The organism is Microbacterium sp. NPDC064978 (assembly GCF_044543605.1).
GTDB classification, from domain to species: domain Bacteria; phylum Actinomycetota; class Actinomycetes; order Actinomycetales; family Microbacteriaceae; genus Microbacterium; species Microbacterium meiriae.
Map to the genome: position 1 here is coordinate 21,532 of NZ_JBITWF010000004.1, position 22,263 is coordinate 43,794.

The window sequence follows — 22,263 nt, forward strand, 5'->3', positions numbered from 1 at the left end:
GCGGAAGGGCGAGCACGGTCACACAGTGGATTGCAAGCCCCTTCTATGAGTCGGCTGTGAGTGGATACGGTCGTCCCATGATCAGCACCCGCACCCCCTCGCGTCGCGGCCTCCGCCTCCTGGCGATCGTCCCGGCCGCTGCCCTCGCCTTCTCCCTCGCCGCCTGCGCCGGAGAGAGCCGCCCTTCGGTCGACGATGTCGCCGACGGCATCCAGAAGGTCTTCGAGGGCACCCCGCAGGAAGAGGCCATGACCGACGATGCCGCCACCTGCCTGGCCGAGGCCCTGGTCGACTCCGACCTCAGTGATGAGACGCTCGGCTACATCGCCGACGGCGAGGACAAGCAGCGGGACGAGGCAGACAAGGCCCTGACGACCCAGATCATCCAGGACAACCTCCAAGACTGCGTCACGCCCTGAGGGCGGGATCGCAGCGAGGGATGACGGCCTCGGGAGGGCGGCCGTCATCCTTCGTCATATCCGCCCAGGGAATTCTCAGGCTCTCCTAGCGTTGAGCCTCATGGCGTGCACCCGGCGCGCCGCGATTCTGGAGTCCCCACCTCAATGAGCACCACCGCACGCGCCCAGAAGGCGCCAGACACCCGCGGGCCGGTCCGGAAGCTGCTGACCTCGTTCGGCTTCCAGATCATCGCCGCCCTCGTCCTCGGCATCGCCGCCGGCCTGATCGGCCGCCAGCTCGGCGCCACGGCCGAGAACCCGACCGCCCTGTCGGCCACCCTCGACACGATCGGCAGCTCCTACGTGACGCTGCTCCGCGCGGCCGTCGTCCCGCTGATCTTCACCGCGATCGTCGCCAGCATCTCGAACCTCCGTCGCGTGCAGAACGCCGCCCGCCTCGCCGGCCAGACGATCCTGTGGTTCGCGATCACCGCTTTCATCGCGGTCATCATCGGCATCGTCCTCGGCCTCGTGATCCAGCCGGGCAGCCACGCCGGCGACGGCCTGGAGCCGGGCGAGCCGTACACGGTCGGCACCTGGTGGAACTTCCTGCTCGGTCTCATCCCGCAGAACTTCCTCGGCCTGACCGTCAGCACCTCCCCCGGCGCCACCGAGGGTGCGTTCACCTCGAGCGTCGGCTTCAACATCCTCCAGGTGATCGTGGTCGCGGCCGTCGTCGGCATCGCGGCGCTCAAGGCCGGCAAGAAGGCCGAGCCGTTCCTCGTCTTCACCGAGTCGCTGCTCAAGGTCATCCAGCGCGTGCTGTGGTGGATCATCCGCATCGCGCCCCTCGGCACGTTCGGCCTCATCGGCTCCGCCGTCATCAAGTACGGCTGGGAGAAGCTCGCGTCGCTCGGCTGGTTCGCGGGCGCGGTCTACATCGGCCTCGCGCTCGTGCTGTTCGTCGTGTACCCGATCCTGGTGCGCACGCACGGCCTGTCCATCAAGCAGTACTTCTCGGGTGTGTGGCCCGCAGTGCAGCTCGCTTTCGTGAGCCGCTCCTCGATCGGCACGCTCCCCCTCACGGAGCGCGTGACCGAGCGCAACCTCGGCGTCCCCCGCTCCTACGCCTCGTTCGCGGTGCCGCTGGGCGCGACGACGAAGATGGACGGCTGCGCCGCGATCTACCCGGCCATCGCCGCGATCTTCGTGGCGCAGTTCTTCGGCATCGAGCTGAACTTCGTGCAGTACCTGCTGATCGTGATCGTCTCGGTCGTCGGTTCCGCCGCCACCGCCGGCACCACGGGCGCGGTCGTCATGCTCACGCTGACGCTGTCCACCCTGGGACTGCCGCTCGAGGGCGTCGGTCTGCTGCTCGCGATCGACCCGATCCTCGACATGGGCCGTACGGCCGTGAATGTCGCGGGTCAGGCACTCGTCCCCGCGATCGTCGCGAAGCGCGAGGGCATCCTCGACGAGGAGCTCTACAACGCACCCCGCGAGGGCCTGCCCTTCGCCGACGACTCCGGCGACGACGCCCCCGAGGCCGACGCCGCTTCCACCCCGGAGCCCGCCGGCGCGCGCTGACCCGGTCTCCTCACGAGCGCCCCACTTCCTTCCGGAGGTGGGGCGCTCTTGTCTCCCCCCACCCCCGTCGGCCCACCCCTTTGCGTGCGTCCCGGCCCGTTGCGGGCGGTCGCAGAGGGGTGGGTCGACCGGAAGGGGGTGGGTCGAGGGGAAGGAGGGGTCAGCTGCGGCTCAGGGGGCGGGTCGCGCCGCGGGTGTCGAGCGCGAGCTCCTCGGCGTCCATCGCGGCCAGCAGCTCCCGCATGACCTCCTCGTCGAGCTCCCCGGCATCGCGCTCAGCGACGAGGATCTCCCGTCGCACCTGCAGCCATCCCTTGGTCAGCGCGACGAGGTCGTCGTAGGACGGGCGGGCCACGGTGTCCTCGACCTGCTGCGCGTCGTCGGTGTCCTTCTCCACCCGGGTCATGCGCTTCGTGAACGCGTCGAACATGCCGAGGTCGACCTCGCCGTGCTTCTGCTCCCACTCCCGACGCTTCTCGGCGAGATAGGCCTTGCCCGCCTCGCGGCTCTTGGCCTTGACCGTCTCCAACGCCGCGACGTCCTCCTCGTGCTCCTCATCCCCGGCGATCTCCAAGCGCCGGATGAGCAGCGGCAGCGTGAGCCCCTGCAGCAGGAGCGTGCCGACGGTGACGATGAAGGCGACCACGACGATGGCGTGCGCGGCCTCGGTGTCGAGCCCGGCCAGATCGGCGGCGGCCACTGCGATCGCCAGGGTCACCACGCCGCGCATGCCCGCCCAGGAGATGACCGCGTTGTCCTTCCACGTGAGCCGCAGACCCGCCATGCGCTCGCGCACGATCTGCGTCCGCAGCTCGTCCGTGCTCTGATCGCGCCACCGCCGGGACCGCCGACGACGCTCGTCGAACTCCCCGGACGCGATGCCACGGTCCATGCGTGCGAGCCGGCGGCGGTCCTGGAAGTTCGACCACGCGCTGATCGGGTAGATGTAGAGCGGCCGGACGACGAGCACCACGAGCAGCACGGCGCCGGAGAGCAGGAGGATGTGCCCCACCGACTCGCTGCCGAGGTCGTTGAGCACCCGCGGGAACTGGAGGCCGATGTAGGCGAACACGAAGCTCTCCAGCAGCAGGTCGGCCGACAGCCACAGCGGCGCCTCCTGCTGCCGGGTCGTGTAGTCGGTGCGCGGGGCGTTGAAGCCGACGAAGAGGCCCATGGCCACGACCGCGAGGACGCCGGAGCCGAGCAGATGCTCCGCGATGTTGTACGCGCCGAACGGGGCGAGAAGACCGAAGGTGCCGATCACGACGGGGTCGCCGATGCGCATCCGGAGCTGGTGCAGCACGATCCCGAAGACGAGCCCGATCCCCACCCCTACGCCGACCGCGAGGAGGAACTGCCCGACGCCGCCCCCGATCGACACGGTCGCCCCGGCAAGGATCGCGGCGAACACCCGGTAGAGCGTGAGCGAGGTCGCGTCGTTGATGAGACTCTCCCCCGACAGCACCGTCATGATGCGGCGGGGCAGACCGAGACGACGACCGATCGCCGCCGCCGACACCGCGTCCGGCGGAGCGACGATGGCTCCGAGCAGCAGCGCGCCCGGCAGCGTGAGCGACGGCAGGATCCACCAGGCCACGAGTCCGACGGCGAACGCGGTGAGCAGCACCAGCCAGATCCCGAGACGGCGGATCTGCGGGAGGCTGCGCTTGAACCCGACGAACGACACGTCGAGGGCGGCGGAGTACAGCAACGGCGGCAGCACGAGGCCGAGCAGCAGATGCCCGTCGATCTCCAGTTCCGGCACGAACGGCAGGAACGACGCGGCCAGCGCGACGACGGTCACGAGCAGCGGTGCGGGCCACCCTCGCCACCGCGCGACGGCGGCCACGGCGACGGCTCCGACGAGGACGTAGAAGATCCCGGCTTCCATGCGGAAAGCGTAGCGGCGTCGTCCGCGCTCCCCGGTCCGCGGAGCATGGGCGGGGTGTCAGTCGCGGACGGGGCGCTCCCGTCCCGGCCCGTCCGCATGGAGGGCTTCGCGGAGGCCCGCGTTCTCGTCCTGCAGGTCGAGGACCCGCGCGATCCCGGCGATGTTGATGCCGTCCCCGCGGAGTTCGGCCGCGCGACGCAGGCGGGTGATGTCGTCGTCGCTGTACCGACGCGTGCCGCCGTCACTGCGAGCGGGCGCGAGAAGCCCCTTGCTCTCGAAGAGTCGGATCGTCGCCTCCGGCAGATCGACGAGCTGGGCGGCGACGGCGATGCCGTAGAGCGGGGTGCGCGAGTCGCGTGCGGTCATCCGGGTGTCCTCAGGTCGGGGTTGCGAAGAATCCTGCAAGTGTTCTATAACAAATCTATACCTGATGTGCAGATAATCTGCACACCACCTCAGCCCTTGCAGGGCCGCACGAAAGGAGAAACCTCATGGCACTGACCTTCGATCCCTTCAGCCAGCTCGACCGCTTCGCCGCGAGCGTCTTGGACTCCGTGCGCACGCCCCGGTCGATGCCGGTGGACCTGTACCGCGACGGGGACCGCTACATCCTGCACGCCGACCTCCCCGGCGCCGACCCGGGCTCCATCGACGTCGACCTCGACGGCGGTCAGCTCACGATCCGCGCCCAGCGCACGGCCGACACCCGTGAGGGCGTGCGCTGGCTCGCCCGCGAGCGCGGGGCCGGGTCGTTCCTGCGCCAGTTCTCGCTCGGCGACGGTGTGGACCTCGACAACATCAGCGCCTCGTATGAGAGCGGTGTCCTGTCGGTCGTCATCCCCGTCAGCGAGCGGGCGAAGCCGCGCAAGATCGTCGTCGAGTCCGGCGAACAGCGCCAGGCGATCGACGCCTGATCATCCTGGGGGCGGTGCACTCGCGCCGCCCCCGCTCTTCTCCTCTTCTCACGGAAAGGACGAATCATGGCACTCTCCTCGACCCTCGACCGTTTCCTCGCCGACATGGAGTACCCGGCGACCCGCGACGATCTCCTGCGCGAAGCGGCGCGGGACGGACTGCCGGCGGAAGATCGCGCGGTGCTGCGCGACCTGCCCGAACAGAGCTACAGCGCCGCCTGGCTCATCCGCTACCGCCTCGCCCGCACCGCTCTCGCCGACGCGCTCACCCCCGCCTCGCGACTCGCCGCCTAGGGAATGCCGGAGCGGCCGCCGAGGTTGCATCCGGAGATGAACGACGTCGCCCTCTCCGTCCTCGACCTCGTGCCGGTCCGCTCCGGCCAGACCAGCGCCGAGGCCATCTCCGCCTCCCTCTCCCTCGCCGCGACCGCCGACCGCCTCGGCTACCGCCGGTACTGGTTCGCCGAGCACCACAACATGCCCGCGGTCGCCTCGACCACGCCGCCGGTCCTCATCGCGGCCGCCGCCACGCGCACCTCCCGCATCCGTCTCGGCTCCGGCGGCGTCATGCTCCCGAACCACGCGCCCCTCATCGTGGCCGAGCAGTTCGCCGCCCTCGAAGCCATCGCGCCCGGACGCATCGACCTGGGCCTCGGCCGCGCCCCCGGCAGCGACCCCGTGATCACCCAGCTCCTCCGGGGATCCGGGACCACCAGCGACGTGGAGCAGTTCCCCCGCCACGTGCAGGACATCGCGGCGCTCTTCACCGCCGACGGCGCCACCGTGCGCTTCACCTCCGGCGGGGAGTACACCGTGCGGGCGACACCCGCCGCGACAGGGGTGCCCGAGGTGTGGCTGCTGGGGTCAAGCGACTACTCCGCACAGCTCGCCGCCTCCCTCGGCCTGCCGTACGTGTTCGCGAACCACTTCTCCGGACAGGGCCTGGAACGCGCCCTCGACCTCTACCGCACGAACTACCGTCCGAGCGAGGAGCATCCGGAGCCGCGGACCTTCCTCACCGTGAACGCCGTCGCGGCACCGACCGCGGAGGAGGCGGAGGCCCGCGCCCTCCCGCAGCTGCGGATGATGGCGCGACTCCGGCTCAACCAGCCGCTCGTCGCGCTGGAGACCGTCGAACAGGCCCTCGCCGCAGAGCACGACGCCGCAACGGACCAGGTGGTCGAGGCCGCGCGGTCACGGTGGTTCGTCGGCACCGGGGAGTCCGTCGCCGCGGAGGTCCGCTCCTTCGCGACGACCTACGGGGTGGACGAGGTCATGCTCTCCCCGGTCGCCGGAGCCTACGACGCGGAGCCGAAGGACTCGGCTGCGGGGCGCGCCCAGACGCTGGAGCTCGTCGCGGGCGCGTGAGTCGCGTCGCGGGCGCGTGAGTCACGTCTCGCGTCCCGGGCGCATGAGTCGCGTCGCGGGATCGATAACGGTCCCCCGCGCGGTCCGGCCGGCACTCTTTTGATCCCGGGTCCGGCCCCTTCCGAGGTGCGGGATCGATAACGGTCCCCCGCCTGCCCTGCGCGGCGCCTTTCTGATCCCGCACCCTTGACACCCGCCGCCCCCTCGCTCACGCCATGTGCGCCGCGCGCCTCAGCACGCGGGACCAGAAACGTGCCTCGGACCGCGATCGGAGGGGCATCTCTGATCCCGCTCGACGGGGACGTCTCCGCCACACGTCCACATAGGTCCGGGTTTTCCACAGGAGTCGGACGGAGTGAGAACAGATCGTTGGAGGGCGGGCACGCCACGGACAGCATGGACGCATGCGACACCGGATCCCTCTTCCACCTGACCTCGGCCCTCACTTCGCCGTGCGCGACGCCGCCGCCAACGGGGTCGGGCGGAAGAGGTACTCCAGCCGAGACCTCTCGCGGCCGTTCGCCGGCGTGCGGTCGACGGTGGAGCCCGCCACCTTCGACGATCGAGTCGCCTCCTACCTGCCGCGCCTCCGCCAGGGCCAGGCCTTCGCCGGCCGTACGGCCCTGCGACTGTGGGGCCTTCCCACACCCGTCCGCTGGTCACCCGGCGAGCCCCTCGATGTCGCTGTGCCCACCGGGACATCACCGCCCCGGACGGCCGGTGTCCGGGGGCGTCGTATCGCGCCCGGACGGGCAGATGCGTGGCACATCCACGGAGTGCCGACGGTCGACCCGGTCAGCACACTGTTCCTGTGTGCAGGGGAGTTCGCGTCGACGCCGATGGTCGTCGCGCTCGATGCCCTGCTCACGGCCTCCGATGTCTATCCGGGGCTGAGGACGGGCCGGCCTGTGGCAACCGCGGACAGCATCGAACGGCACTTGGTGCGATGGGGACGCTTCCCCGGGTGCGGCCGCATCCGAGAGGCGCTGCCGCTCGCGCGCCCGGGTGTCGAGTCCCCGAAGGAGACGGAGAGCCGCCTGCTGCTCGTGAGCCTCGGACTGCCGGAGCCCGCCGTCCAGCACGTCGTCTCCCCGGGCGGACGCTTCCTCGCCAGGGTCGACCTCGCTTATCCGGAGTACCGCATCGCCATCGAATACGAAGGCGACGGCCACCGGACGGACCGCGATCAGTGGCGGGCCGATATCCGGCGCCAACGCGACCTCGAAGACCACGGGTGGCTCGTGATCCGGATGACCGAGCTCGATCTGCGCGATGGCGGCGCGGTTATCGCCGCGCGCGTCCGGCGTGCGCTCGACGTTCGCCGCCGCCTCTGGGGTTGAGGTCCGTGCCACGGGCCGAACGGGAAGGCTTCTCCCCGGGAAGGGGCTGGCCCCGGGCCGCACTGAGGCGTAGCCTCGGCCGCAGAGAGAGGGGTTCGACGATGAGCACCAAGACACTCGCACTGTGGGTCGCCTACGGGACGAACGGTGTGGTGGGGAGCATCCGCCACGATGAGGACGGCTATGTGGTGACCATGGCGGGAGCGGACGCGGCAGCGGGCACCTATCCCAGCCTCGCCTCCGCGAAGGGCGCGCTACATGCCCGCATGCTGCCGGGCAGCGCCTGGCCGCGGTTCCAGGAGCACTGAGCACCCCACTCCACGCGTGCGGGATCGAAAAGGCGCCTCCTGCGACGGGGACAGGCGCGAATCTGACCCCGCAGTGATCGCTACCGCGGGAGCGAGGCGGTATCTCCGCGTGGGTGTGTCCGGACGCTGCCCCGCATGGCCACGAGTACGGGGATCAGACGCGCTCGTCCCGCACAGCCTCAGGTGCCGGGATCAAAAGGGTTCCTCGCCGCGCCCGGAGACGCGCATTCTCGAACCCACGTGGATGATGCGGCGCGATGCGGGATGGAGAACGTGCGCGAGTCGGGTCGGGGACGTGCGTTTTCGATCCCGCACCCGGCATCCCTGCGGGACTGCAGGACTGCGGGCCGGCGGGACTGCGGGACGGAATCCGCGCAATGCCCGCGTCTGGGAGGCGCGAGATAGATCCCGCACGCGCACGGCACACGGGGCGCGCGACGCACGGGCCGCGGCGAGACTCAGGCCTCGGGTTCGCCGGAGAGGATGCCGCGGAGCCAGTCGCGGGCCTCGATGAAGACCTCGTCCGAGTAGCGGTCGGGGTACTGCACGATCTGCCGATCGGCACGGGGATAGGACCCGAGGAACACCACGCGGGGGCTGAAGCGGCGGATCCCGAGCAGGGCGTCGGCCATCCGCTCGTGCTCGATGTGACCGTCCGCGTCGATCACGAACCGGTACCGGCCGAGCTCGTCGCCGATCGGCCGGGACTCGATGAGCGAGAGGTTGATGCCGCGCGTCGAGAACTGCTCCAGCATCTCGAGGAGCGAACCAGGGTGGTCGTGCGGGAGCTCCACGATCAACGAGGTCTTGTCGGCACCGGTCGGCGCGGGCGAACGCGTGGTCCGCGTGACGAGGACGAACCGGGTCACGGCCGCCGCGTTGTCGCCGATGCCCTCGGCGAGGACGTCCACGTCGTAGTGCTGCACGATACCCGGGGCGGCGATCGCGGCCTGCGCGGGCGAGCTGCCGTCGAGGACACCGATGGCCGAGGCGACGTTGCTCGCCGCCGGCACGTGCGAGTGGGTCGGAAGGTGTTCGCCGAGCCAGCCGTGGCACTGCGCGTAGGCGACAGGGTGCGCGGCGATGACCTCGACCTGGTCGAGAGTGGTGCCGCGCGGTGCGACGAGGACGAAGTTCACCCGCACGAGGTACTCGCCGATGATCCGGAGCCCCGGCAGAGTCGCCAGCGCATCCTGCGTGGTGGACACACCGCCCTCGATGGAGTTCTCGATCGCGATCATGGCCGCGTCGCTGCGTCCTTCGAGCACATCCGCGAGCGCCTCACCCACGTTGTGCACCGGCCGCCAGTCCTGCCCCCTGGCCTCGGCCACCTGGTCGAGCGCCGCCTCCGTGAAGGTTCCGGCTGGTCCGAGATAGCTGTAGGTGCGGCGTGCAGTCACGGCGTTCAGCCTATCCCTCGGTGACTCATCGCAATCCCGCATGTCAAGCCGGATGCGAGCATCCGCCGCACGGGGCAGACTGAGTGCATGAGCAGCCGTGCCGGCCTCCCCGCGGAGGAAAGTGACCTGATCGACGTCGACGAGCTGATCGCCGCCTACTACGACCGCGTGCCGAACCCGGACGTCCCGAGCGAACGGGTCGTGTTCGGCACCAGCGGCCACCGCGGCTCGTCGCTCACCAAGAGCTTCAACGAGAACCACATCCTCGCCACGACCCAGGCGATCGTCGACTACCGTGCGGCGCAGGGCATCACCGGCCCCCTCTTCCTGGGGCGCGACACCCACGCCCTCTCCCTCCCCGCAGAGCGGAGCGCCATCGAGGTCCTGCTCGCGAACGGAGTGGACGTGCGCGTCGACGCCCGGGACTCCTGGGTGCCGACCCCGGCGCTGAGTCACGCGATCCTCACGTACAACCGCGACCGCGCCGCCGACGACCTGGGCCGCGCGGACGGCATCGTCGTGACCCCCTCGCACAACCCGCCCCGCGACGGCGGCTTCAAGTACAACCCGCCCCACGGCGGTCCCGCCGACACGGATGCGACCGGCTGGATCGCCGACCGCGCCAACCAGCTCATCGCGGGCGGCCTGGCCGAGGTGCGCCGCGAGCGCTTCGCCGACGTGGACTGGGACGCCATCACCGGATACGACTTCCGCGACGCCTACGTGCGCGACCTCCCGTCGATCATCGACATCGAGGCGATCCGCCGCGCCGGCGTACGTATCGGCGCGGACCCGCTGGGCGGCGCCTCGGTGGAGTACTGGTCGCTGATCGCCGAGATGCACGACATCGACCTCACGGTCGTCAATCCCGAGGTCGACCCCACGTGGCGCTTCATGACCCTCGACTGGGACGAGAAGATCCGGATGGACCCGTCGTCTCCGTCGGCCATGGCGTCGCTCGTCGCGAAGAAGGGCGACTACGACATCCTCACCGGGAACGACGCGGACGCGGACCGGCACGGCATCGTCACCCCCGACGCCGGGCTCATGAACCCGAACCACTTCCTCGCCGTCGCCATCGACTACCTCTTCTCGCACCGGGAGCACTGGCCGCGCGAGGCGGCGGTCGGCAAGACGCTCGTGTCGTCGATGATCATCGACCGCGTGGCCGAGTCGCTCGGGCGGCGTCTGCTGGAGGTCCCGGTCGGCTTCAAGTGGTTCGTGCCCGGGCTGCTCGACGGTTCCGTGGCGTTCGGCGGCGAGGAGTCGGCGGGGGCCTCGTTCCTGCGGCACGACGGCTCCGTATGGTCGACCGACAAGGACGGCATCCTCCTCTGCCTGCTCGCGGCGGAGATCCTCGCGGTGACCGGCAAGACCCCGTCGCAGCGCTACGCGGAGCTCGAGGACGCCTTCGGTTCGTCCGCCTACCAGCGCGTCGACGCCCCGGCCACCCCTGAGCAGAAGGCGACGCTGGGCAAGCTGACTCCGGAATCGGTGACGGCGACCACCCTCGCCGGCGAGGACATCATCGCGAAGCTCTCACACGCTCCCGGCAACGGTGCGGCGATCGGCGGCCTGAAGGTGCAGACTCCGCACGCCTGGTTCGCCGCGCGGCCGTCCGGCACCGAGGACGTCTACAAGCTCTACGCCGAGAGCCTGCGCGGCCCCGAGCACCTCGCCGAGGTGCAGGCCGAAGCCCGCGCCGTGGTGTCCGCTGCCCTCGGCGACTGACTCCGCCCCCGCGGGATCCGCGGGTGCCGCGGGATCGAAACCGCTCCCCTCGGCCACCGCCGAGGGGAGTTTTCGATCCCGCACCCCGGTGGACACCTCGTGCGGGATCGAGAGTGCGCCTGGCACGCGCCGGAGTGGGACGTGATCGATCCCGCGACCCGGGTCGAGCGAATCCACCGAGTGCGCGCGTACGTCCCAAGGCCGTGGCGACGAGTCCTTCGTTGTCGCAGGTCGGCCGCCCGTCTCCCGCCCACCGCCCCCGTCGCGGGATCGAAAACGTCCCTGCGAGAGACCGCGGAGGAGCGGTTTCGATCCCGTCCCGCCGGCCACCCCGGTCGCGGGATCGAAAACGTCCCTGCGGAAGACCGCGGAGGAGCGGTTTCGATCCCGTCCCGCCGGGCCACCCCGGTCGCGGGATCGAAAACGTCTCTGGGGGCCTTCGCGGAGGGGCGGTTTCGATCCCGGACGGGACGGGGCCGGGCGGGGTGGGGCGGGGCGGGGTGGGGCGGGGTCAGTCGGCGTCGGTGGAGGAGCCGAGGAGTTCGCGGACGCGGCTGGAGACGCGGTGGAACTCCTCCGTCTCCAGAACGTCGGCGTAGCCGCGGCGGGCCGGGAGGTCGACGCGGTGCTCCTCCAGGATCCGTCCGGGGCGCGGACCCATCACGATGACGCGGCTGGCGAGGTAGACGGCCTCCGCGACCGAGTGGGTCACGAGCAGCACGGTCGTGCCGGTGGCGCTCCAGATCCGGTTGAGCTCGACGTTCATGCGCTCACGCGTAAGGGCGTCGAGGGCACCGAACGGCTCGTCCATGAGCAGCACCCGCGGCTCGTGCAGCAGCGCCCGACACAGCGACACCCGCTGCTGCATGCCGCCGGAGAGCTCGTGCGGCAGCGACTTCTCGAAGCCGGTGAGGCCGGTCATCTCGATGAGCTCGTCGGCACGGGCCTGGGCCTTGCGCATGTCCATCCCGCGCATCTCGGCCTGCAGGAGGATGTTGCCGCGGACGCTGCGCCATTCCAGGAGCGCCGCCCGCTGGAACACGTAGCCGATGTCCTGCCGCGGACCCCGGACCTCGTCGCCGCGCAGGCGGATGCTGCCCCGGCTCGGCGCGGTGAGTCCGGCGACGGCCTTCAGGAGGGTCGACTTGCCGCAGCCAGAGGGCCCGGCGATGGAGAGGAACTCCCCCTCCTCGACGCGCAGGTCGACGCCCTCGAGGGCCGTGACCTGGCGCCGCTTGGAGGCGAAGGTGATCGCGAGATCCGAGACCTCGAGCGCCGGAGCTGTGCTCGTGGCCGCGGGTCCGCGTTCCTGCTGAACGTGAGTGTCCATGACGATCGGTCTCACTTCCCGGGGGTGAAGGCGTCGTCGAAGTAGGTCTCCACATCGCCGTCGCCCGAGATGAGCCCGGCCTCGGACAGCACCTCCAACGTGGACTCCCAGTCCTCGGTGGCGTTCGCGCCGGGAGCCTGACCCTCGGTGGCGTCGGTGTGGAGCAGCTCGATGGTCTCCTCCCACTGGTGCAGCAGGACCTCCTGCGACGGCATCTGCGGGTCCTTGCCCTCCATCGCGGCCACTGCGGCCTCGGGGTCCTCCTGCGCGGCCTCGAAAGCCTCCGAGGTCGCGGCGACCAGCGCCTCGACGAGCTCCGGGTCGTTCTCAATGGTGTCGGTCGGCGCGATGAGGCCGTTGCTGAAGAAGTTCAGGCCGGCATCGGAGTAGCGCAGGTACTCGACGTCCTTGCCGCTCTTGTCGGCGATGGTCGGGCCCTGGTCGTGCGCGAAGCCGATGAGGCCGTCGACCTTGCCCGAGAGCATGGCGGCGATCTTCCCCGCGGCGTCGAGGTTCTGCTGCGTCACATCGCCCTCCTCCAGGCCCACGGCCTCGAGGTACATCGGGAAGGTCGTGGTCGGGGCGTCGCCCGCGGAGACCGCGATGGTCTTGCCCTTGAGGTCTTCGGGGCTGGAGATGCCGGAGTCGGCGAAGACCTGCACGGCCGACGGCGTGGTCTGCAGGAAGACGCCGACGCTCTTGATGCCGACGCCCTTGTCGATGTTCGCGAGGACGGCGGGGGTGTCCGCCCAGCCGAAGTCGACCTGCCCCTGCCCGACGGCCTGCGCGGTCTTCGTCGAGCCCTGGCCGGCCTTGATCGTGAGGTCGATGCCGTGCTCCTCGAAGATGCCCTGGTCGACGCCGTAGTAGAACGCCGCGTGCTCGCCGTACGGGTACCAGTTGAGCATGAGGGTGACCGGCGTGAGCTCCCCGCCGTCACCGTCGCCGGAGCTCGCCGGGGTCGTCGATCCTCCGCAGCCGGAGAGGGCGAGCACCGCGGCGGACGCGAGGGCGATCGAGCTGAGGATGGTGCCTGACTTCTTCATCAGTGCCTTCTTTCGTGGGGGCGAGGGGGGGGTCAGAGTCGGACGGTGGCCGCGGCGACGTCGCGCTTGGAGGCGTGCCACGGGATGAGGAAGCGCTCGGCGATCTGGATGATGCCGAAGAGGATGACGCCGAGCAGCGACATGATGATGAGCGCGGCGAAGAGCATGGCGGTGTCGAGGTTGCCGTTGGCCTGGAGGATCACGTAGCCGAGGCCCTCGTTCGCGCCGACGAACTCGCCGACGACGGCACCGGTGACCGCGAGCGTCGCGGCGACCTTGAGACCGGAGAGGAGCTCGGGCAGCGCCGCGGGCAGCCGCACCTTGAGGAAGGTCTTGAAGCGGCTCGCTCCCATGGTCGACGCGAGCTGGAGGATCTCCGGGTCGACGGTGCGCAGGCCCGCGAGGCCCGAGATGACGACCGGGAAGAACGCCATGAGCACGGCCACGAGGATCTTCGGCTCCGCGCCGAACCCGAGCCAGACCACGAACAGCGGAGCGATCGCGATCTTCGGGATGACCTGGGCGAAGAGGATGACCGGGTAGAGCGTCTGCTCCAGACCCCGCGAGTACACCATGAGCACGGCGACGAGGACGCCGACGACGACCGCGATGACGAACCCGATCACGGTCTCGTAGGTGGTGACCCAGGTGTTCTGCGCGAGGTAGGCGGCGTTGTCGGTGAAGGCCGCCCAGGTGTCGGCGGGCGACGGGATGATGAACGCGGGCACCCACCCGAGGCTCGTGGAGACCCACCAGAGGGCGAGCACCGCGAGCACGAAGACGAGCGGGTGCCAGTGACGGCTCCACCAGCGGACGATGCCCGGAGGCTCGGGGCGGTCGGCGGCGATCGCCAGGGTCATGGTCGCGGAGGGGGCAGACGACATGGGGTCCTCGACATCTTCGTGAAGGATTCGGGAAAGCGCATTCCCGTTCGGTGTTGCGAGTCTATGCCGACCGTTCTGCCGTGTCAACGCACCGTGTCGCGCCCACACGGATCTCGCGCGTCGGGGCGGCCTCCGGGTCGGTCACCGCGACCGGGCCAGCTCCGCGCCCGCGACCCGAAGCCAGCGCGCGGGGTCGGCCACGGCGGCGGCGGACGACCCCGCCAACGCGGTCAGCGACACGGCCCGCGTGAACAGGCCGGCGTCGGCATCGTCCGCGATCCGACCCGCGGCGAGCAGAGGACGCGCCCCCGCCTCGACGGCGAGCGCGGCGAGGAAGGACGGCACCTTCCCGTCACCCGACTGTCCGTCGTACGACCCCTCGCCGGTGATCACGGCCTCGGCGCCACGGACGGCCCCGGCCAGATCGACGAGCGCGGCCACCTCGGCCGCCCCCGGGGCGAGCATCCCGCCCCAGCGCACGAGCGCCGCCCCCGTACCGCCGGCGGCACCCGTGCCGGGGAGCTGCGGGTCGACGGGAAGGAGGGCGGCGAGACGGGCGAGCGCGTCGTCGACCCGGGCGATGTCGCCGGGCTCCGTGAGCCCCTTCTGCGGACCGAACACCGCCGCCGCGCCGCGAGACCCGGTGAGCGGATTCGTGACATCGGTCAGCACGCGGACATCCGGCGCGGTGCGCAGCGCGCCGAGATCCGCCGTGGCGATGTCCGCCAGACCCCGGGCTCCCCTCGCGACCGGCCGGCCGTCCCCGTCGAGGAAGCGCGCGCCGAGGGCGGTGAGCATGCCGGTGCCGCCGTCGGTCGAGGCGCTGGAGCCGATGCCGAGGATCAGTCGCGAGACGCCGTGATCGAGGGCGGCGGCGATCGCCTGCCCGAAGCCGGTCGTATCGGCATCCCAGGGCCGCAGACCGTCGAGGAGCTCGATGCCCGAGGTCGAGGCGATGTCGACGACGCCCGTGCCGCCGGGAGCATCGGTCGTGCTCGGCAGGAGCAGCCAGGACGTCTCGACGGGAGCGCCCGCCGGACCGTCGACGGTGACCGGCATGCGCTGTGCATCCGGTACGGCCGTCGCGAACGCCGCGACGGTCCCCTCCCCGCCGTCGGCCATCGGACGGAGGACCATGTCCGCCGCCGGCTCGACCTCCCGCCAGCCGTCGGCGAGCGCTGCCGCGGCCTCCGCCGCCGTGATCGTGCCCTTGAAACTGTCCGGAGCGATGACGACGCGGGTCATGCCCGGAGCCCCGGGGTGCTCGCGCGCACGACCACCTCGAGCGGGAGCGTCGGCTGCTGCCAGTCCTCGTCGACGATCGCCCGGAAGGCCTGATACCCGGCATCGCTCAGCGGCACGCAGACCGTGGTGAGGGCCGGTGTCACATCGCGACTCGAGGGCACGTCGTCGAAACCGCAGACGGCGATGTCCGCGCCGACCTCCCGGCCCGCCGCGCGGATGGCCGCCATCGCCCCGATGGCCACCACGTCGCTGATGCCGAACACGACGGTTCCCTCGGGGACTCCGGCTGCCAGGGCGTCGGCCATCGCCGTCGCCCCCGACTCGCGGCGGAAGTCTCCGCGGACGGTCTGCGCGACCTCGCCGCCGCCCTCCGCGAACCCGGCGCGGAAGCCCGCCAGCCGGTCGTCCGAGGTGCGCACGCCCTCCGCCGCCCCGACGAGCACTGCCGAGCGATACCCGAGTTCCGCCATCCGACGGCCGAGCGCGGCGGCCCCGGCCCGGTTGTCGATCTCCACCCGGCGGTCGCCGTCGCCGTCCGCGCCGAACGCGACGACACGGCCCCCGAGGCGGGTGAACTCGGCGAGCTCGCGGGCGGTCTCCGCCTGCCCCTCCTCCTGCGTGCGCGAGGCGGCGAGGATGAGCCCCTGCGGTCGCTGTCCGCGCAGCGCACGGACGATCCGCGCCTCCCGCGCCGGGTCGCGCTCGGTGATGGCCACGGTCACGACGAGACCCTGCTCGTCGGCACCCCGCGCGACGCCCGATGCGATGAGTCCGAAGTAGGGGTCGGCGATGTCCGCGACGAGGAGCGCGATCACCGGCGAGCGTCCGCGGGCGGTCGCCTGCGCGGAGACGTTGGCGGTGTAGCCGAGGGCCTCGGCGGCGGCCTCCACCCGTTCCCGGAAGGGGGCCGCGACCTTGCGCTCGGAACCGTTCAGCACGCGAGAGGCGGTCGCCAGCGAGACCCCGGCCTCGAGCGCGACGTCATGCAGCGTGGGCGCCGGTCCCCGGGCGTGACGGGGGCGACGCGCGGCCGGCGGCTCTGCCGGTGTGGCGGACGGGGTCATGCTCCGAGCCTACCGACGAGGACGGAACCGCTTCGAGGGGCGCTCACGGCCGCCGTCCGAGGAAACCGAGCAGGGCGGCGGCCTCACCGGCGAGGAGCTCGGGGGCGTCGTCGGGCACGAACTCCAACAGGGCGTCACGCGGCGGGTGCGGGGTGGCGGCCGCTTCCGCGAAGAACCGTGTCCAGAGCGCGGACCTCGAGCGCAGCGGGTGCCGTTCGGTGCGCGGCCACCAGGAGAAGACATGAGCGGCGGAGACATGGGGGCTGAGCCGACGGAACTCCTCGAGCACCGCGGGGACGGCGGCGCCGACCGTGGGCTGCCAGTACGTCGACAACATCGGATGGTCGACCTCGTGCAGGAGCGCGAGGGTGGCCGGGGCGGTGTCGGCGAGCGTGCCGCCGTGGAACTCCAGGGCGAGCCCGATGCCGCGGGCAGCCGCCTCGACCGCCGCCGCGCGGAGCCGCGTCACGACGCGGGCACGCTCCTGCGCGGACACCTCCGCGGAGCCGTGACTCCCTGCCCACACCCGCACGCGGTCGGCTCCGAGGGCCGCGGCACTGTCGAGGACCGCGGTCAGCGACTCCTCCGATCCGGCGCGGAAGTACGACCCGTAGGACGCGACGGCGAGCCCGGCATCCGTGGTCATCCGCGCGACCTCCGCCGCGCGGCCGACCTCCCCCGGTGGCACATGCACGTCCCCGCCCCACTCGATCACCTCGAGACCTGCGGCGGCCGCGAGCGCGACGATCCTCTCCGGCGGCAGGGCACGGAACGTCACCGAGCACAGTCCCGCACGGATCCCCGTCATCCCGTCATCCTCTCAGTCCTCCCGATCTCCCCGACACCGGCCGGCCCGTCCATTCCCCGGGCTCCTCGGTCGGACGTCCCGGCCCCTTCCGTTCCCCGTCCTCGAGTCCCACCTGCACGACCCCGTCCCGCCTGCACGACCGAAACCCGGGTCTGATCGTTCCCACGGACCCTAGTCATGCAGGTGTCCCTCGTCGACCGACACACGACGACCGACACACGACGACGGGACCGGGACGGATGCACGACCCGGGCACGTCGGGACGACCGACACCCGGGGACGGGCCGTGCATCCGGGAACGGGTCGTGCATCCGGAACCACGCCGGGACCAAGGAGGGACCGGAGACGAGGGACCGGGACCAAGGAGGGACCGGAGACGAGGGACCGGGACCAAGGAGGGGCCGGAGACGGAGGGACCGGGGATGGGGGTCACCGGGGCTCACAGGTGGGGGGCGACCGCCGTCGCGAAGGCCTCGGCCGTGCGCCGGACCACACGGGCCGGGTCGTCGGCCCAGACGTCGGCATGGAAGATCTCCACCTCGATGTCGCGGTCGTAGCCGGTGTCCTGCACCGCCCGCGTGAGGGTGCCGAAGTCGATCACTCCGTCCCCGGGATAGTGCCGGGAGAGCAGGGGGTCTGCGGCGAGGGGGGTCTTCCAGTCGCACACCTGATACGTGGCGATGCGGCCCTCCCGTCCGGCCCTGGCGATCTGGTCGAGCACCTGCGGATCCCACCAGATGTGGAACGTGTCGACCGCGGCACCGACCACGGCAGGGTCGAAGTCCGCGGCGATGTCGAGCGCCTGACCGAGGGTGGAGACCACGGCACGGTCGGAGGCGTACATCGGATGCAGCGGCTCGATCGCGAGGGTGACCCCGGCGGCCCGGGCGTCGTCCGCGAGGGCGCCGATGGCGTCGCGGACGCGGTCCCGTGCCCCGACGAGGTCACGCGACCCCTCGGGCAGACCGCCGGCGACGAGGACGAGCACCGCGGTCGAGCCCTCCGCACCGGCCGCCGCGAGGGTGGCCGCCTCCTCGATCGCCCGGCGGTTGTCGTCGAGCGCGGCGTCACGCTCCGGACCGGCCGGAAGCGTGAAGAAGCCCCCGCGGCAGTGCGTCGTGAAGCGCAGGCCGGAGTCGGTCAGCATGCGGGCGGCGACATCGAGTCCCACCGCCTGCACGGGCTCCCGCCACAGGCCGATGGCCTCGACCCCCGCCGCCGCCGTGACGCGCAGGGCCGTGGCGAGGTCCGCGTGCTTCACGGTGGCCTGGTTGATCGAGAGCCGCGGATGCGGCACGGTCCCGACGCCGGGTGTCCGGGACTCGCGCTCCGCCGCCAGGCTCCGGGGGGCGGTCATGCGTCCACCCCGTTCAGCCGGAGCAGGCCGTGCCATCGCTCCCGGGCGAGCTCCGGCCGCTCCAGGGCGAGCGCCCCGTTCGCCAGCTCGACGATGCGGCTGAGGTGCGGCAGGCTCCGTGCGGAATGCAGCCCCCCGACCATCTGGAACGCGGGCTGATGGCCGTTGAGCCAGGACAGGAAGGCGACCCCGGTCTTGTAGTAGTAGGTCGGTGCCGCGAACACCTGCCGACTCAGCTCCTCCGTCGGGCCGAGGAGGTCGAGGTACCGCTCCGGGTCGTTCGCGTCGAGGGCCTGGATCGCGGCGGAGGCCACCGGGGCGAGCGCGGCGAACGCGCCGAGCAGCGCATCCGAGTGGCCGCGCGACGCGGACCCCTCGGGCGCGGCAGCCCCGGTCAGGCTGTCCCCGCCGATGAGGCCGACGTAGTGGAAGTCGTCGCCGGTGAACATGCGCACGCCCTCCGGCAGCCGCTCCCGCACCCACACCTCGGAGTCCGCGTCGAGCAGGCTCATCTTCACCCCGGCGACAGCGGCGCGGTTCTCGCCGATGATGTCGAGCAGCACCCCGGCGGCCTCCTGCCACGCGGGACCACCGCTCCCGGTGGGCGACGAGGGCGCGAAGTAGCCCGCGAGCTCCGGGTCGAACGCGGTGCCGAGCCAGTGCAGCACGACGGGAGCCGACGCGCGGGAGAGCACGTCGCGGTAGACGCGGCGATAGTCGTCGGCGGTCTCCGCGACCCGAGCCAGGTGGCGCGAGGCCATGAGCACCGGCCCCGCCCCCTGCTCCTCGGCGAAGTGCAGCTGCTCGAGATAGGCGGCGATCACCTGATCGAGCGGGATGCGCTCCTCGTCGACGTGATCGGTGTTGACCCCGACCACGACCGTGCCGCCCTCCTCGCGGGCGACCTCGGCGCTGCGGGCGATGAGCTCGCGCACCGCCGCCGCATCCAGCCCCATGTTGCGCTGCGCGGTGTCCATCGCGTCGGCGACGCCGAGACCCCACGAATACACGTTGCGGCGGAAGGCGAGGGTCGCGTCCCAGTCGATGTCGGCCGGCTGCCCCGGGGTGTTGTCCGCGTGGACCTTCGGGACGACGTGCGCGGCGGCGTAGGCCACCCGGCTGCGGAGCGGGCCCTCCGGCCGCGTGACACCGGCGACCTCGCGGAGCTCCGTGTCGGCGGTGCGGCCGTCGGCGGCGAGCAGGCGGAGGGTGGTCATGCCTCGTCCAGGGTCAGGGGCTCGAGCACGATCTTGCGTCCCTCGGCGCTGGACGCGAGTCCGGCCTCGGCGAACTGGACCCCGCGCGCGCCGGCCAGCAGGTCGAACGGGTAGTCCGTCCCGAGGGCGAACGAGGTGAGGTATTCCTCCCACTGCTGCCGGAAGCCGTTCCGGAACACGTCGTTCGTCGGCACCTGCTGCCAGTCGGCGTCGTAGTCGTGGCTGTCCTCCAGGTCGGGGTTCCACACGGGCTTGGGCGTGGCGTTGCGGGGCTGGATCTTCGCACCGAACAGTCCGACGACCGCGGAGCCGTGCGTGCCGTCGACCTGGAACTCCACGAGCTCGTCGCGGTTCACCCGCACGGTCCACGAGGAGTTGATCTCGGCGATCGCCCCGCCGTCGAGCTCGAAGATGCCGTACGCGGCGTCCTCGGCCGTGGCCGTGTAGCGCTCGCCCTTCTCGTCCCAGCGGTCGGCGATGTGCACCGCGGCCTGCGCGTAGACGCTCTTGACCTCGCCGAAGAGGTTCTCCAGCACGTAGTTCCAGTGCGGGAACATGTCGGTGATGATGCCGCCGCCGTCCTCGGTGCGGTAGTTCCAGCTCGGACGCTGCGCGGGCTGCCAGTCGCCCTCGAACACCCAGTAGCCGAACTCGCCGCGGACGGACAGGATGCGACCGAAGAAGCCCGAGTCGATGAGGCGCTTGAGCTTCTGCAGCCCCGGGAGGTAGAGCTTGTCGTGGACGACGCCGGTCTTCACACCGGCGTCGCGGGCGAGGCGGGCGAGCTCCAGAGCCTCGTCGAGCGACTCGGCCGTGGGCTTCTCGGTGTAGATCGCCTTGCCGGCGGCGATGGCCTTCCGGATCGCGGATGCCCGGGCCTTCGTGACGAGGAAGTCGGCGTAGATCTCCCACTGCGGGTCGGCGAGGGCCGCATCCAGGTCGGTCGTCCAGTCCTCGATGCCGTGCTTCGCCGCCAGTTCGGCCAGCTTGGCCTCGCTGCGTCCGACGAGGATCGGCCGCACGGTCACGCGGCTGCCGTCGGGGAGCTCGATCCCGCCGTCGTCACGGATCGCGAGGATCGACCGCACCAGGTGCTGCCGGTATCCCATGCGCCCGGAGACGCCGTTCATGATGATCCCGATCTCGCGGGTGGGGGCCTGTGCCATCTCGGTCCGTTCCTCTCGGTGGAAGCTGTCGGCGCTGACAGGAGAATGTTGGTAAGCGCTTTCCGAGATCATGGCATGAGACGCTCGACCTCGCAACCGCGCCTAACGCGGAGGGGCCGTGCTCGCCCGCACGTGCAGCACCGGGGCGACCTCCACGCGCTCGGCGGGCCGGGTGGTCCCCTCGCGCAGCCGATCCCGGAGAAGCTCCACCGCGCGGCGTCCGACGTGCTGCTTGGGCGGCCGCAGCGCGGTGAGCGGAGGGGAGCCGTGCTCCGCGACCTCGTCGTCGTAGGCGATCAGGGAGAGGTCGTCGGGCAGCCGCCAGCCCGCATCCTGCAGATGTTGCTGGAGCAGGAGCGCCTGCGGGTCCGAGTGCACGAGCAGCGCGGTCGTGCCCGTGTCACGGATCTCGGCGAACACCGAGGACACGACGTCCGCCTGCGCGGGCCCCTCCATCCGGTCCAGCGCCGCATCGCGATCCACGCCCACCGCGAGACCGAGCTCCGCGACTGCCCGCGACCAGCCCTGCCGGAGCCCGGCGGAGGTCGGCGACTGCGGCGACGTGAGGATCCCGACCCGCCGGTGTCCGAGCGCGGCGAGGTGCCCGGCGGCGAGCGCACCCCCGAACGCGTGGTCAGTCGCCACGGTCTGCATCCGGGTGAGGGCGAGCGCGGGCGGGGTCCGGCGCTCGACCAGCACGACGGGAACCGGGAGCGTGTCCAGCCACGAGAGCAGCGCGTGTCCGTCGGCGCCCTGCGTCTCGGGGGCCACGATGAGGCCGTGCACGGTTCCGGATTCCAGGAGCGCCGCGATCTGGCGACGCTGGTCCTGCGCGGCGTAACTGGCTCCGCGGAGCACGAGCTGCACCCCGGTCTCCACCCCGGCGCTCCGGGCGCCGACGACGACCTGCGGCCAGTAGTAGCTCAGCGACGGCACCACCATCCCGATGCGGAACTGCGGCCCGGGAAGGGCAGCGCGGGCGACGGTCGTGTCCAGCGCGCTCCGCAGCACTGCTCCCCCGTGCACCCTGGTCAGCAGTCCGCGGTCCGCCAGCGCGGTGATGTCGCGACGGATGGTGAGCTCGGCCACCCCGAAGTCACGGGCGAGCTCGGCGACGCGCACGGCGCCGGTACGGCGCAGCTCGTCCAGGATGCGCTCGCGGCGGGAGAGGCCGAAACGCGGGGTGGGACGCTCTTCGGTCACACGATC

At 71.5% G+C, this 22,263-nt stretch carries 21 protein-coding genes; 8 read left to right on the top strand and 13 right to left on the bottom strand.

Translation table 11 applies throughout. From position 1 onward, the window contains the following. The first annotated feature begins 77 nt into the window (after positions 1-77). On the top strand, positions 78-419 hold the full coding sequence (locus ACIGJI_RS13080; RefSeq protein ID WP_187662441.1) for a hypothetical protein: 342 nt from the start codon (positions 78-80) through the stop codon (positions 417-419). A 144-nt stretch (positions 420-563) separates the two neighbouring features. Next, the gene (locus tag ACIGJI_RS13085; RefSeq protein WP_280566149.1) at positions 564-1,985 is read left to right on the top strand and encodes a dicarboxylate/amino acid:cation symporter; all 1,422 of its coding nucleotides are present in this window, start codon (positions 564-566) and stop codon (positions 1,983-1,985) included. Positions 1,986-2,145: 160 nt separating this feature from the next. Here the strand turns inward: ACIGJI_RS13085 and ACIGJI_RS13090 are convergent, their stop codons facing one another. Next, positions 2,146-3,876, bottom strand: coding sequence for a sodium:proton antiporter (locus ACIGJI_RS13090; protein WP_187662443.1), 1,731 nt, complete (start codon positions 3,874-3,876; stop codon positions 2,146-2,148). Between the two features lie 57 nt (positions 3,877-3,933). Beyond that, a complete protein-coding gene (locus ACIGJI_RS13095; RefSeq protein ID WP_363446509.1) occupies positions 3,934-4,242 on the bottom strand; it encodes a MerR family transcriptional regulator in 309 nt (102 codons plus the stop codon). 125 nt (positions 4,243-4,367) lie between these two features. On the opposite strand from ACIGJI_RS13095, the gene ACIGJI_RS13100 reads away from it, so the two are divergent. The 5 genes from ACIGJI_RS13100 to ACIGJI_RS13120 all read left to right on the top strand — a co-directional run bounded on the left by ACIGJI_RS13100 (position 4,368) and on the right by ACIGJI_RS13120 (position 7,806). Next, positions 4,368-4,790 carry an Hsp20/alpha crystallin family protein gene (locus ACIGJI_RS13100; protein WP_363446507.1) on the top strand — a complete coding sequence of 141 codons (423 nt, stop codon included), beginning with the start codon at positions 4,368-4,370 and terminating at the stop codon, positions 4,788-4,790. A 66-nt stretch (positions 4,791-4,856) separates the two neighbouring features. After that, positions 4,857-5,084 (top strand): DUF2795 domain-containing protein, encoded by a 228-nt coding sequence (locus ACIGJI_RS13105; protein ID WP_363446505.1) that lies wholly within the window; start codon positions 4,857-4,859, stop codon positions 5,082-5,084. 36 nt (positions 5,085-5,120) lie between these two features. Further along, entirely contained in the window at positions 5,121-6,158 is a 1,038-nt protein-coding gene (locus tag ACIGJI_RS13110; RefSeq protein WP_187662446.1) for an LLM class flavin-dependent oxidoreductase, read from the top strand. 404 nt (positions 6,159-6,562) lie between these two features. Next, positions 6,563-7,498 carry a hypothetical protein gene (locus ACIGJI_RS13115; RefSeq protein ID WP_363446503.1) on the top strand — a complete coding sequence of 312 codons (936 nt, stop codon included), beginning with the start codon at positions 6,563-6,565 and terminating at the stop codon, positions 7,496-7,498. 101 nt (positions 7,499-7,599) lie between these two features. Continuing rightward, positions 7,600-7,806 (top strand): methyltransferase, encoded by a 207-nt coding sequence (locus ACIGJI_RS13120; protein WP_101848254.1) that lies wholly within the window; start codon positions 7,600-7,602, stop codon positions 7,804-7,806. Positions 7,807-8,264: 458 nt separating this feature from the next. Here the strand turns inward: ACIGJI_RS13120 and pheA are convergent, their stop codons facing one another. After that, complete coding sequence (pheA, locus tag ACIGJI_RS13125; protein ID WP_259953402.1) at positions 8,265-9,248, bottom strand: prephenate dehydratase; 984 nt, start codon at positions 9,246-9,248, stop codon at positions 8,265-8,267. Between the two features lie 45 nt (positions 9,249-9,293). Here pheA and pgm point away from each other — a divergent pair, with 45 nt between their 5' ends. Next, positions 9,294-10,937 (top strand): phosphoglucomutase (alpha-D-glucose-1,6-bisphosphate-dependent), encoded by a 1,644-nt coding sequence (pgm, locus tag ACIGJI_RS13130; RefSeq protein WP_363446501.1) that lies wholly within the window; start codon positions 9,294-9,296, stop codon positions 10,935-10,937. 511 nt (positions 10,938-11,448) lie between these two features. Here pgm and ACIGJI_RS13135 read toward each other — a convergent pair. From ACIGJI_RS13135 to ACIGJI_RS13180, 10 genes are all read right to left on the bottom strand, one after another. Beyond that, positions 11,449-12,267 (bottom strand): ABC transporter ATP-binding protein, encoded by an 819-nt coding sequence (locus tag ACIGJI_RS13135; protein ID WP_060922883.1) that lies wholly within the window; start codon positions 12,265-12,267, stop codon positions 11,449-11,451. An 11-nt stretch (positions 12,268-12,278) separates the two neighbouring features. Then, complete coding sequence (locus ACIGJI_RS13140) at positions 12,279-13,313, bottom strand: ABC transporter substrate-binding protein (protein WP_268777096.1); 1,035 nt, start codon at positions 13,311-13,313, stop codon at positions 12,279-12,281. A gap of 32 nt (positions 13,314-13,345) precedes the next feature. Continuing rightward, the gene (locus tag ACIGJI_RS13145; RefSeq protein WP_085605959.1) at positions 13,346-14,197 is read right to left on the bottom strand and encodes an ABC transporter permease; all 852 of its coding nucleotides are present in this window, start codon (positions 14,195-14,197) and stop codon (positions 13,346-13,348) included. 141 nt (positions 14,198-14,338) lie between these two features. Further along, entirely contained in the window at positions 14,339-15,442 is a 1,104-nt protein-coding gene (locus ACIGJI_RS13150) for a glycerate kinase (protein WP_363446499.1), read from the bottom strand. Beyond that, complete coding sequence (locus ACIGJI_RS13155; RefSeq protein ID WP_187662453.1) at positions 15,439-16,506, bottom strand: LacI family DNA-binding transcriptional regulator; 1,068 nt, start codon at positions 16,504-16,506, stop codon at positions 15,439-15,441. The genes ACIGJI_RS13150 and ACIGJI_RS13155 overlap by 4 nt, the downstream gene beginning before the upstream one ends. A gap of 43 nt (positions 16,507-16,549) precedes the next feature. Continuing rightward, a complete protein-coding gene (locus ACIGJI_RS13160; RefSeq protein ID WP_292794941.1) occupies positions 16,550-17,314 on the bottom strand; it encodes a sugar phosphate isomerase/epimerase in 765 nt (254 codons plus the stop codon). A 439-nt stretch (positions 17,315-17,753) separates the two neighbouring features. Next, positions 17,754-18,671 (bottom strand): sugar phosphate isomerase/epimerase family protein, encoded by a 918-nt coding sequence (locus ACIGJI_RS13165; RefSeq protein WP_363446496.1) that lies wholly within the window; start codon positions 18,669-18,671, stop codon positions 17,754-17,756. Then, positions 18,668-19,888 carry a DUF993 family protein gene (locus tag ACIGJI_RS13170; protein ID WP_363446494.1) on the bottom strand — a complete coding sequence of 407 codons (1,221 nt, stop codon included), beginning with the start codon at positions 19,886-19,888 and terminating at the stop codon, positions 18,668-18,670. Before ACIGJI_RS13170 ends, ACIGJI_RS13165 begins: the two co-directional genes overlap by 4 nt. Further along, positions 19,885-21,054, bottom strand: a complete 1,170-nt coding sequence (locus ACIGJI_RS13175) for a Gfo/Idh/MocA family oxidoreductase (protein WP_363446492.1) — start codon at positions 21,052-21,054, stop codon at positions 19,885-19,887. The genes ACIGJI_RS13170 and ACIGJI_RS13175 overlap by 4 nt, the downstream gene beginning before the upstream one ends. 102 nt (positions 21,055-21,156) lie before the next feature. Beyond that, positions 21,157-22,257, bottom strand: coding sequence for a substrate-binding domain-containing protein (locus tag ACIGJI_RS13180; RefSeq protein ID WP_363446490.1), 1,101 nt, complete (start codon positions 22,255-22,257; stop codon positions 21,157-21,159). Between the last annotated feature and the right edge of the window lie 6 nt (positions 22,258-22,263).